The organism is Actinomadura viridis, from assembly GCF_015751755.1.
GTDB classification, from domain to species: Bacteria; Actinomycetota; Actinomycetes; order Streptosporangiales; family Streptosporangiaceae; genus Spirillospora; species Spirillospora viridis.
Genome location: NZ_JADOUA010000001.1, coordinates 7,823,635 through 7,835,445 on the forward strand (window position 1 = coordinate 7,823,635; position 11,811 = coordinate 7,835,445).

Sequence of the window (11,811 nt, forward strand, 5' to 3'; positions counted from 1 at the left end):
TACAGCGAGGCAGGGACCGGGGCGCGTCCGATCCTGCCGCCGCGCGGGCGGCCGTCCGGCCCTCAGTCCGTGACCCGGCTCCCGCTGGTGTACAGCAGGTCCTGGTACTCGCGGTGCCGGCCGATCCAGCCGGTGTAGAAGGGGCAGACGGCGAGCACGGCGACGCCGTCCGCCCGCGCCGCGTCCAGCGACGCGCGCACCAGCGCCGACCCGACACCGCGGCCCTCGTACGCCCGCTCCACCTCCGTGTGCACGAACGCGATCAGCTCGTCGGTGCGGATGTACTGGGCGATCCCCGCCAGGTTCCCCTCCAGTCGTGCCTCGTACCGGCTCTCGCCGGGGTTGTCGGTGACTTCCACTCCGGCGGTCGTGCTCGTGTCGCTCATTCTCAACCCCATCGATCGTCGTCGATGGCCCAACCAGGTCCGGGCCTTCCGATATTCCGGTACCGGTGTCACCGGCCCGGCCTCGCATACCATCGCGATATGGCGATGGATTCTGATCGTGGAATGACCTCGTTGGACGGGCTGGCGCCGGCGGCGGCGCTGTTCCATTCCCTGGCCGACCCGGTCCGGCTGTCGATCGTGCAGCGGCTGGTGCGCGGCGAGGCCCGGGTGGTGGACCTGACCCGCGAGCTGGAGCTGGCGCAGTCCACGGTGTCCAAGCACCTGGCCTGCCTGCGGGGCTGCAAGCTGGTGGACTACCGCGCCGAGGGGCGGCAGTCGTTCTACTTCATCGCCGCGCCGGACCTGCTGGACCTGCTGCGTTCGGCCGAGCGGCTGCTGGCCGCCACCGACCGCGCCGTCGACCTGTGCCCGGTCATGCACTGACTGGGGTATTACATTATTGACGCGGTTGTTCGACATATGTAATGTCCGCTTCATGACGGAAACGCTGGGGACCCGGTCCGCCACCCATGAGGTGACCAACCAGGCGCCGCCGCTCGCGCCCTACGACGCCTCCGACGACGCCGCGCTGCTGGAGGGCCTGCGCCGCGAGGGCGCGGGCTGGGCCGAGGACGACGTGCGCAGGGTCGGCCGCATGGCGGGAGGCCCGGAGGCGCAGCAGTGGGGCGAGGACGCCAACCGGCACGAGCCGTCCCTGCGTACGCACGACCGGTTCGGCCACAGGATCGACGAGGTCGAGTTCCATCCGGCCTGGCACCAGCTGATGCGGGTGGCCGTGGCCGAGGGGCTGGCCGGCTCGGTGTGGGCCTCCGACCGACCCGGCGCCCACGTCGCGCGCACCGCGACCGGGCTGGTCTGGGGGCACACCGAGGCCGGTCACGCCTGCCCGATGGCGATGACGTACGCGGTCGTGCCCGCGCTGCGTCACCAGCCCGACCTGGCCGCGGTCTACGAGCCGCTGCTGGCGAGCCGGGTCTACGATCCGGGCCTGGCCGTGCCCACCACCAAGCGCGGGCTGCTGGCCGGCATGGGCATGACCGAGAAGCAGGGCGGCTCGGACGTGCGCACCAACACCACCGTCGCCACCCCCACCGGCGAGGACGGCGTCTACACGCTGCGCGGCCACAAATGGTTCACCTCGGCGCCGATGTGCGATCTCTTCCTGGTGCTGGCCCAGGCTCCCGGCGGCCTGTCGTGCTTCCTGGTGCCGCGGATCCTGCCGGACGGGTCGCGCAACGCCTTCCGGATCCAGCGGCTCAAGGACAAGCTCGGCAACCGGTCCAACGCCAGCAGCGAGCCCGAGTTCGACGGCACGGTCGCCTGGCTGGTCGGCGGGGAGGGCCGGGGCGTCAAGACGATCATCGACATGGTCAACCTGACCCGCCTGGACTGCGTGATGGGCTCCGCGACCCTCATGCGCAAGACGCTCGTCGAGGCCGGCCACCACGTACGGCACCGCGCGGCGTTCGGCGCGGCGCTGATCGACAAGCCGCTGATGCGCAACGTCATCGCCGACCTGGCACTGGAGTCCGAGGCCGCCACGGCGCTGACCCTGCGGCTGGCCGGGGCGACCGACCGCGCCCTGGCGGGCGACGAGTCCGAACGGGCGTTCCGGCGCATCGCCACCGCCGCCGGCAAGTACTGGGTGACCAAGCGGGGCCCGGCGTTCACCGCCGAAGCCCTCGAATGCCTGGGCGGCAACGGCTACGTCGAGGAATCCGGTATGCCGCGTCACTACCGGGAGGCCCCGCTCCTGTCGATCTGGGAGGGGTCGGGCAACGTCAACGCCCTCGACGTCCTGCGCGCCCTGGCCCGCGAACCGGGCACGCTGGACGCGTTGCTCGCCGAACTGGCCCTGGCCCACGGGGAGAACGAGCACCTGGACCGGGCGGTGGCAAGGCTCAAGGAGGACCTGGCCGACACCGAGGAGGCCCAGAGCCGGGCGCGCCGCCTGGTCGAGCGGATCGCCCTCGCCCTCCAGGGCGCCCTGCTGGTCCGGCACGCCCCGCCGGCCGTCGCCGACGCCTTCTGCGCCACCCGCCTGGGCGGCGACTGGGGCCACGCCTTCGGCACCCTGCCTCGCTCCGTCGACACCGCCTCGGTCCTCACCCGCGCCCTGCCGTCCCTGGCCTGAGCCTCCCCCGCGTACGCAGGTGCCCGCCCGCCTGGCCGGGCGGGCGCCGCGCTCAGGGGTGATGGCTTGAGGTGGCGGCGAGGGAGCCGAGCAGGGAGAGCGCCTCAGCGCTCGGCGAGCCCGGGTCGGCGTGGTAAACGACGATTTCCTGGCCGGTGCCGCCCCGGACGTCGAAGGTCTGCATGGTCAGCGTCAGCGGGCCGACGGCACGGTGAACGAAGCGCTTGCGTTCCAGGGCCTTGCCCCGGGCGTCGTTGCGGGCCCACAGGTCCGCGAACTCGGGGCTGTCGCGGAGCAGCCCGGTGAGCACTTCCCGTATCCGGGGGTCGTCGGGGGACTGGCCGTAACCCAGCCGGAAGCCCGCCACCGTGTTACGCGCGACGTCGTGCCAGTCCCGGTAGAACGTGCGGGCGGCCGGGTCGGTGAACACGACGCGCATGAGGTTGCGCGAGTGCGCCCAGTCGTGGAACAGCGCGTCGGCGATCGCGTTCGACGCCAGGACGTCGTAGGCACGGTTGTAGACGATGGCCGGGTTGTGCGGCCAGGCGGCCATCAGCTCCAGCAGGCTCGGGTCGACGCGGCCGGCCGGCGCGGCGGCCCGGCCCCGCGGGCTGAGGCCGGCCAGGCGGAACAGATGGCGGCGGCCGTCCTCGTCCAGGCGCAGGGCGGCGGCCAGGGCGTCGACCACCTGGGCCGAAGGCGTGCGCTCGCGTCCCTGTTCGAGCCGGATGTAGTAGTCGACGCTGATCCCGGCCAGCGACGCCACCTCCTCGCGCCGGAGGCCGGGGACCCGGCGGTGCCCCGAGGCCGGCAGGTTCGCCTGGTCCGGGGTGACGCGGGCCCGGCAGGCGCCGAGGTAGGCGCCCAGGTCGGAGCGTGTCATACCCCGAATGCTAGAGCGCGGACCGGCCCCGCTTCCTGGGTGCGGTACTCCCAGGAAGAGCGCGGTCTTCTCCGGACGACCGGATGCCGCCACCGTCGAGACATGGACAACGACCAGCCGAAATCCCCTCGACCCTCCGATCAGAAGGTCGTCCTCGTCACCGGCGCGAGCAGCGGTATCGGGGAGGCCATCGCCGCCCGCCTCGCCGGCGAAGGGCATCAGGTGGTCGCGGGCGCGCGCCGCACCGAACGCCTGCGGCGACTCGCCGACCGCACCGCGGAGACCGCCGCGCGCTCCGGCGGCGGCCTCCTTCCCGTACGGCTCGACGTGACCGACCGCGGCGACGTCGACGCCTTCGTCGCCACCGCCCGCGACCGGTTCGGCCGGGTCGACGCGTTCATCGCCAACGCCGGGGTCATGCCGCTGTCGCCCCTGGGCGCCCTGCTGGTGGACGAGTGGGAGCGGATGATCGACGTGAACGTCCGCGGCCTGCTGTACGGCATCGCGTCGGCCCTGCCGGTGTTCACCGCCCAGGGGGCGGGGCACTTCGTCACGATCGCGAGCATCGGCGCGCACGAGGTGGTGCCGACGAGCGCCGTCTACTCGGGCACCAAGTTCGCCGCCTGGGCGATCACCGAGGGCCTGCGCCTGGAGTCCGACCCGTCGATCCGGGTCACGACCGTCTCTCCCGGGGTGGTCACCTCCGAACTCGCCGACTCCATCACCGACCGCGGGGCCGCCGAGGCCATGCGCGCCTACCGGGCGCACGCGATCGAGCCGGACGCCGTCGCCGGCGCGGTCTCCTACGCCCTCGCGCAGCCGGAGGACGTGGACGTCAACGAGATCGTCGTCCGCCCGGCCCGCCAGCGCTGACCGCCGCGACCCGCCGGGTGAGAGCCGGCCGGGGCCCCGGAACCCACACGGGTTCCGGGGCCCCGGCCGTTGCCGTGGGGCCGGTGAGGACGGAAGAACACCCCTTTACGGGCGACCTGTGACATGGCACACTCCTCGTACTCCGAGTGGAAGCGCTTACACCCCTCCTTTCCGTGAGTGGAAGCGCTTACACCCTGCCGAACCCGTCAACCGAACCCCGTCACACGAGAAGGTCCCCGATGGTGCGAGAAGCCCCGCCCGACGATCGAGGCCAGCCAGGGCCGACGATCTACGAGGTCGCGCGGCACGCCGGTGTCTCGATCGCGACCGTGTCCCGGGCGCTGCGCGGCACGGGGCCGGTCGCCCCGGCCACCCGCGAGAGGGTCATGGCGGCGGTCCGCGAGCTGCGGTTCACCCCCAGCCGCCTGGGCGTCTCCCTGGCCGAGGGGCGGCACGCCGCGAACGGGATCGTCTTCCCCGACCTGTCCGGCCCCTACTTCGCGGAGGTCCTGCTCGGGTACGAGGAGGTCGCCTCCCGGCTGGGCCGGTCGGTGATCATCCTGTCCCGGCACACCCAGACCGACATCGACCGGCAGGTGCGGGAACTGGCGGGCCGGGTCGACGGGCTGGTGGTCTTCGGCGACACCGTCGGGGACGACCTGATCGGGGAGATCGTCGGCTCCGGGGTCCCGGTCGTGCTGCTGGCCCGTACCCCCGTGGTCGGCGCCGACCTGGTCAGCTCGGAGAACACCCGGAGCGCCCGCGCGCTCACCGAGCATCTGCTCGGCCACGGCCATCGCGACTTCGTCCTGCTCGGCGCCCCCGCGGGCGAGGACGACATCGGCGAACGGTGGGCGGGGGTGACCGCCACCCTCGCCGAGCACCGGATCACCGCCCCCGAGCCCGTGGCCTGCGAGCTCACCGTGGACGGCGGCCTGAAGGCGGGGCGCGCGCTGCTGCGGTCGGCACTCCCGGACGTCGTGGCCTGCGCCGACGACCAGCTGGCCCTGGGCGTCCTGCTCGCCGCGGAGGAGCGCGGCCTGAGCGTGCCCGGCGACCTGGCGGTGACCGGCTGGGACGACATCATGGCCGCCCGGTTCGCCCGCCCCGCCCTCACCACCGTCCGCCAGCCCATGCGCGAGCTCGGCGCCCGCGCCGCACTGGCCCTCGACCAGCTCATCACCGGCGAGCGGGCCACGGCCCGCCGCCAGACCCTCGCCACCGAACTCGTCGTCCGGACGAGCTGTGGCACCCACCCCGTGGAGGAGCAATGAGAAGACTCGGCGGCCGTACCGGGCTCGCCCGCGCCGCGATCGGCGTCGTCGTGGCGTCCCTGGCACTGAGCGCCTGCGGCAGGGAAGGCGGCGCGGGCGGCCAGGAGAAGGCCGAGGACGCCGGCACCGGCAAGATCTCCGGCACCGTCAAGGTGTGGGCGATGGGCAGCGAGGGCGAGCTGCTCGGCGACTTCGCCAAGGAGTTCGAGCGGGCCAACCCCGGGGTGCGGATCGAGGTGACGCCGATGGGGATGGACGTCGCGCACGACCGGCTCGTCTCGTCGATCGCGGGGAACAAGACCCCCGACGTCAGCATGATCGGCACCACCTGGATGGGCGAGCTGGCCAAGACCGGCGCGCTCGACCCCGCCCCCGGGAACCTGTTCGACAAGGCGAGGTTCTTCCCCGGCTCGTGGGACACCGTCCAGTTCAACAACACCGCCTACGGCGTCCCCTGGTACGTGGAGACCCGCGCGTTCTACTACCGCAAGGACCTCGCCGAGAAGGCGGGCGTGAAGCCGCCCACCACGTGGGAGGAGACGCGGGCGTTCGCCAAGGCCGTACGGGACGAGGCGGGGGCGTCCCAGGGCATCTACCAGAACTTCCGGATCGACAACTGGCAGGAGATCCTGCCGCTGGTCTGGCAGTCGGGCGGCGACATCATGAACGCCGGGAAGACCGAATGGACGCTCGACACCCCCGAGATGGTCAAGGCGCTGACCCACTTCCAGTCGTTCTACAAGGACGGCACCGCCCCCAACAAGATCGACACCGGGGCGTTCCCGCAGAACTTCATCAAGGGCCAGGCCGCGGCGTTCTACTCCGGCCCCTGGATGATCTACTCGACGGAGAAGGACGGCGGTCCGGGCTTCTCCGAGAAGTTCGACGTGGCCCCCTACCCCAAGGGCAGCGCGGGCGGCACCTCCCTGGTCGGCGGCGGTGACCTGGTCGTCTTCAAGAGCACGAAGAACCGGGACGCCGCCTGGCGCTTCGTCCAGTGGCTGACCGACCCGAAGACCCAGGCCAAGTGGTTCACCGTCTCCAAGGACCTGCCCGCCGTGCAGTCCGCCTGGGAGGACCCCGCGCTCAAGGCCGACAAGCGGGTCGCGGTGTTCGGCGAGACGCTGAAGAACGCCAAGACCCCGCCGCCGCTGCCGACCTGGACCCAGGTCGGCAAGGCCATGGAACGCGAGACCGAGAAGCTGGCGCTGCTCAAGCAGACCCCCGAACAGGCCGCCGCGGCGATGCAGAAGGCGGCCGAGCAGATCGGAACGGGCAGCTAGGTGTCGTCCCTCGGACGCACCGCGACCGGGAAGGCGCCCGCGGCCCCGCGGCCGGCGTCCGGCCTGCTCCGGCGGGGCGGGCCGGCCGGCCGCCGCGGGCCCCGGGCCGCGCCGCCCCGCCGGCCCCGGGGCGCCGGCCGGCGCGGGGCGCGGATCGCGTGGCTGTTCTCCGCGCCGTTCCTGGTGATCTTCCTCGGGCTGTACGCGGGGCCGCTGCTGGCCGGGCTCGGCATGAGCGTCACCGACCTGCGCAGCACCGACGTCCGCGACCCGTTCGCCGTCAACGGCGTCGGGCTGGACAACTACACCCGCCTGTTCCAGGACGAGGTGATGCGCAGGGCCGCGGCCAACACGGCGTTCTTCGTGGTCACGGCCGTCCCCCTCACCATCCTCATGGGCCTGGCGGCGGCGGTCGCGCTGCACGCGGGCATCGAGCGGTTCCGGACGCCGTTCCGCATCGGCTACTTCCTGCCGCACGTCACGAGCATCGTCGGCATCGCCGTCGTGTGGCGGTTCCTGCTCGACCCCGAGGCCGGCCTGGTCAACGAGGGCCTGGCGTGGATCGGGATCGACGGCCCCGCCTGGCTGTCGGACGAGCGCACGGCGCTGCCGTCGCTGGTGGTGATGGCCGCCTGGCGGGGGTTCGGGTTCGACATGGTGATCTTCCTGGCCGCTCTCCAGGGCATCCCGCGCGACCTGTACGAGGCGGCGGACGTGGACGGCGCGGGAGCCTGGGCCCGGTTCCGGAGCATCACGCTGCCGATGCTGCGGCCCGCCCTGCTGTTCACCACGGTCTACTCCACGATCGGCTTCATGCAGTTCATGGAGGAGCCGCTGGTCATGACCAAGGGCGGCCCCGACAACGCCACCCTGTCGGCCTCGCTGGCGATCTACCAGCAGTTCGGGGTGGGCAACTACGGCTACGCGGGCGCCGCGGCGAGCGTGCTGTTCACCGTGATCATCGCGCTGACGTTCCTGCAGTTCCGCCTGATGCGGGCCAAGCACCACTAGACGAGAAGGGAGGGACCCCGACCATGTTCCGTTCGGTGCGCCGCGCACTGCTCTACCCGGCCCTCACCCTCGGCCTGGGGCTGGTCGTCACGCCCTTCGGCTGGGCGGTGCTCAGCTCGTTCAAGCACGAGCCGGAGATCCGCCGGGATCCGCCCACGTTCCTGCCGGAGGCCCCGACCCTGGCCGGCTACCGGGAGCTGTTCGAACGGCTCGACCTGCTGCCGGTCTTCGCCAACAGCGTCATCACCGCGGTGGTCATCGTGGCCGCCAACCTGCTGTTCTGCTCGATGGTCGCCTACGCCCTGACCAAGCTGCCGTTCCGCGCCGCCAGGCTGGTGTTCGCCCTGATCATGGCGCAGATGATGGTGCCGCCGATCGTGCTGATGATCCCGCAGTTCGTCGTGGTGGCCAACCTCGGCCTCGTCGACACGCTGCTGGGCATCGTGCTGCCGTACCTGGTCACGCCGCTGGGCGTCTTCCTGATGCGGCAGTTCATGGCGGAGATCCCCGACGAGCTGGTGCACGCCGCGCGGATCGACGGCGCGGGCGAGTTCCGGATCTTCTTCCGGATCGTGCTGCCGCTGTGCAAGCCCGCGATGGCGACGCTGACGCTGGTCACCTTCCTGGCCGCCTGGAACAACTTCCTGTGGCCCGCCGTGGTGGCGCAGAGCCACGACAAGTACACCCTGCCGGTCGCGCTGGCGATCTTCTCCAACCAGGAGGCCACCCACTACGGGATGCTCCTGGCCGGCGCGGTCGTGGTCGTCGCACCGATCGTCGCGATCTTCCTCGTCCTCCAGCGGTTCTTCGTCGAGGGCATAGCGAGCACCGGCATCAAGTAGGCCGGCCACTTCCCGACCCGTGTACTCCCACCCCCCTTTAGGAGTTCCGATGCGTGCCCGACTTCGCGTGCTCACCACGACCCTGGCGGCGAGCGCCATCACCGCGGCCCTGGCGGCTCCGGTGAACGCGCCCGCGCTGGCCGACCCCGGCACGGCCGCCGGCGAAGCGTCCGCGAACGCGCCGCGGGAACGGGCGCCGCGGGACGGGAAGCGGCAGGACGCCCTGCTGCGGACCTTCGCCGCCGACACCTGGAAGTCGCTGGCGGCCATGGTCGCCCCGGCGACCGGGCTGCCGTCCGACGGCGTCTCCGGCGACCTGACGACCCCCGACAAGGTGACCTCGCCGACCAACATCGGCGGCTACATGTGGAGCACGGTCGTCGCCCGCGACCTCGGCCTGATCGGCGCCGCCGACGCCGAGGCGCGGATCGCCAGGGCGATCGCCTCCGTCGAGCGGCTGGACCGGCACGAGTCCGGCCAGTTCTTCAACTGGTACGACCCGGCCACCCTGAAGGTCGTGACCACCTGGCCCTCCACCGGCGCCCCGGTCAAGCCGTTCCTGTCCAGCGTGGACAACGCCTGGCTGGCCGGCGCGCTGATGACCGTCCGCAACGCGGTGCCCTCCACCGCCGCCGCGGCGAACCGGATCCTGAAGGGGATGGACTTCGCCGCCTACTACGACCCGAAGGGAGCCCCCAACGGAACGGGCCTGCTGCGCGGAGGCTTCTGGGTGAACCCGCCCGACCCCGACTGCTCCATCAAGGGCAACTACACCGGCGGGACGGACGTCTACTACACCTGCCACGTGTACGGCGCTCCCGCCGAGACCCGCATGGCCACCTACGTCGGCATCGCCCTGGGCCGGCTGCCCGCCCAGCACTACTTCGGCCTGTACCGCACCATGGGACACAAGGACTGCGACTTCGGCTGGCAGGAGACCAGGCCCGAGGGCACCACCCAGACCCACCTGGGCATCAAGGTCTTCGAGGGCACCTACGGCTACCGGGGCATCCGGCTCGTTCCCACCTGGGGCGGCAGCATGTTCGAAGCGCTCATGCCCGACCTCCTCGTCCCCGAGAGGAAATGGGCCCCCACCAGCTGGGGACGCAACCATCCGGCGTACGTGGCGGCCCAGATCGAGCACGGCCTGCGGGAGGCGAAGTACGGCTACTGGGGCTTCTCCCCGTCCAACGACCCCGACGGCGGCTACCGCGAGTACGGCGTCGACGGGATCGGCATCCAGGGCGACGGCTACACCTCCGACCAGGAACGGACCCAGACCGACCCGGGTTACGAGGGCTGCCGTCCCGCCGCCCCGGCCCCGGCCTCCTTCGGCGACGGCGTCGTCACCCCGCACGCCGCGTTCCTGGCCCTCCCGTACGCGCGGAACGCGGCCCTGGACAACCTGGTCAAGCTCAAGGCCGACTTCCCCTCCTACGGCCCCGGCGGTTTCTACGACGCCGTCGCCGTCCGCAGCGGCAAGGTCTCCCGGCGCTACCTTTCCCTCGACCAGTCGATGGTGATGGGCGCGCTCGGGAACGTGCTCGCGGGCGGAACCCTGCACAGGCACTTCGGGGCCGGCGAGGTGGCCGGCCGCCTCAAGCCGGTCCTGGGCCTGGAGACGTGGAACGTCGTCCTGCCGCCCGCGAAACGGCCCCGCTGACCGGCGGCCCCGTCCCAGCACACACTGCACACTGCACACACGACCTTGGAAGAAACCGCGATGACGCAGACCTCGACCCCCTTCCCCGACGGCTTCCTGTGGGGTGCCTCCACCGCCGGCCACCAGATCGAGGGCAACAACACCAACAGCGACTGGTGGCACAAGGAGCACAGCGGGACGGCGCAGATCCAGGAGCCGAGCCTGGATGCCGCCGACAGCTACCACCGCTGGCCGGAGGACATGGACCTGCTGGCCGGCCTGGGCTTCACCGACTACCGGTTCGGCATCGAGTGGGCGCGGATCGAACCCGTCCCCGGCCGCTTCTCCCGCGCCGAGCTGGCCCACTACCGCCGGATGGTCGAGGGCGCGGTCGTGCGCGGGCTGCGCCCGATGGTGACCCTGCACCACTTCACCGTCCCGCGGTGGTTCGAGGAACGCGGCGGCTGGACCGAGCCGGACGCGCCCGACCTGTTCGCCCGCTACGTCGCGGCCACGGCACCGGTCATCGGCACGGACGTCGCGCACGTCTGCACGATCAACGAACCCAACATGATCGCGGTGATGGCGGGCGCGGCCAGGGCGGGCGACGCCGGCTTCCCTCCCGCGGGCCTGCCCACCCCCGACGAGGAGACCACCCGCGCGATCATCGCCGCGCACCGCGCGGCGATGAAGGAGGTCCGGGGGATCAACCCGCGGATCAAGGCCGGCTGGACCATCGCCAACCAGGTCTACCAGGCCCTTCCCGGCGCCGAGGAGGTCCGTGACGCCTACCGGTACCCGCGCGAGGACGTCTTCGTCGAGGCCGCCCGCGACGACGACTGGATCGGCGTCCAGTCCTACACCCGTACCAGGATCGGCCCGGACGGCCCGATCCCCGTCCCCCCGGAGGCCGAGCGCACCCTCACCGGGTGGGAGTACTACCCCCGCGCCGTGGGGCACGCGCTGCGCCACACCGCCTCCATCGTCGGCGACGTCCCGCTGATCGTCACCGAGAACGGCATCGCCACCGCCGACGACACCCGCCGGATCGCCTACTACACCGGCGCCCTGGACGAGGTCGGCGCCGCGATCGAGGACGGCCTCGACGTCCAGGGCTACCTGGCCTGGAGCGCCCTGGACAACTACGAATGGGGCTCCTACACGCCCACCTTCGGGCTCATCGCGTTCGACCCGGAGACCTTCGCCCGCACCCCCAGGCCGTCCGCGCACTGGCTCGGCGGGTTCGGACGCACGCGGCGGATCCCGCGGACGTCCGGCTGAACCGCGCCTCGCGGGCGGACCGTTTCGGCAGGTCATGGCCTGTTGGGGGGAGTGTGTTCATGTTCGCGCCGCTTTGTGGTCATGGGCGGGTTCTAGGTTCCCGGTGAACGCCGAAGGATCCGAGCCGTGCCCCAGCGTGGCACGGGAGTCCGGGCGGCGCCGGTAGCCGTACAGAAGCGAG

11 protein-coding genes are annotated in these 11,811 nt (G+C 72.0%); 9 read left to right on the forward strand and 2 right to left on the reverse strand.

Translation table 11 applies throughout. The features are described 5' to 3' along the window. Window positions 1-62: 62 nt before the first annotated feature. A complete protein-coding gene (locus IW256_RS35540) occupies window positions 63-386 on the reverse strand; it encodes a GNAT family N-acetyltransferase (RefSeq protein ID WP_197015111.1) in 324 nt (107 codons plus the stop codon). Between the two features lie 123 nt (window positions 387-509). Between IW256_RS35540 and IW256_RS35545 the strand changes: the two genes are divergently transcribed. Together IW256_RS35545 and IW256_RS35550 are read left to right on the forward strand one after the other, a co-directional pair. Next, window positions 510-830, forward strand: coding sequence for an ArsR/SmtB family transcription factor (locus IW256_RS35545; protein WP_307829300.1), 321 nt, complete (start codon window positions 510-512; stop codon window positions 828-830). A gap of 52 nt (window positions 831-882) precedes the next feature. After that, window positions 883-2,541: an acyl-CoA dehydrogenase family protein gene (locus IW256_RS35550; RefSeq protein WP_197015113.1), complete on the forward strand. Its 1,659-nt coding sequence runs from the start codon at window positions 883-885 to the stop codon at window positions 2,539-2,541. Between the two features lie 52 nt (window positions 2,542-2,593). On the opposite strand, the gene IW256_RS35555 is transcribed toward IW256_RS35550, so the two are convergent. Continuing rightward, entirely contained in the window at window positions 2,594-3,424 is an 831-nt protein-coding gene (locus IW256_RS35555; protein WP_197015114.1) for a helix-turn-helix domain-containing protein, read from the reverse strand. Window positions 3,425-3,526: 102 nt separating this feature from the next. Here IW256_RS35555 and IW256_RS35560 point away from each other — a divergent pair, with 102 nt between their 5' ends. From IW256_RS35560 to IW256_RS35590, 7 genes are all read left to right on the forward strand, one after another. Beyond that, window positions 3,527-4,297 (forward strand): SDR family oxidoreductase, encoded by a 771-nt coding sequence (locus tag IW256_RS35560; RefSeq protein WP_197015115.1) that lies wholly within the window; start codon window positions 3,527-3,529, stop codon window positions 4,295-4,297. Window positions 4,298-4,536: 239 nt separating this feature from the next. Beyond that, window positions 4,537-5,571: a LacI family DNA-binding transcriptional regulator gene (locus IW256_RS35565; protein ID WP_197015116.1), complete on the forward strand. Its 1,035-nt coding sequence runs from the start codon at window positions 4,537-4,539 to the stop codon at window positions 5,569-5,571. Further along, entirely contained in the window at window positions 5,568-6,854 is a 1,287-nt protein-coding gene (locus IW256_RS35570; RefSeq protein ID WP_197015117.1) for an extracellular solute-binding protein, read from the forward strand. The genes IW256_RS35565 and IW256_RS35570 overlap by 4 nt, the downstream gene beginning before the upstream one ends. Beyond that, window positions 6,855-7,865 carry a carbohydrate ABC transporter permease gene (locus IW256_RS42960; protein ID WP_197015118.1) on the forward strand — a complete coding sequence of 337 codons (1,011 nt, stop codon included), beginning with the start codon at window positions 6,855-6,857 and terminating at the stop codon, window positions 7,863-7,865. Between the two features lie 23 nt (window positions 7,866-7,888). Further along, the gene (locus tag IW256_RS35580; RefSeq protein ID WP_197015119.1) at window positions 7,889-8,707 is read left to right on the forward strand and encodes a carbohydrate ABC transporter permease; all 819 of its coding nucleotides are present in this window, start codon (window positions 7,889-7,891) and stop codon (window positions 8,705-8,707) included. Between the two features lie 49 nt (window positions 8,708-8,756). Then, the gene (locus IW256_RS35585) at window positions 8,757-10,370 is read left to right on the forward strand and encodes a glucoamylase family protein (RefSeq protein WP_197015120.1); all 1,614 of its coding nucleotides are present in this window, start codon (window positions 8,757-8,759) and stop codon (window positions 10,368-10,370) included. A 60-nt stretch (window positions 10,371-10,430) separates the two neighbouring features. Further along, window positions 10,431-11,630, forward strand: coding sequence for a glycoside hydrolase family 1 protein (locus IW256_RS35590; protein WP_197015121.1), 1,200 nt, complete (start codon window positions 10,431-10,433; stop codon window positions 11,628-11,630). Window positions 11,631-11,811: the final 181 nt, after the last annotated feature.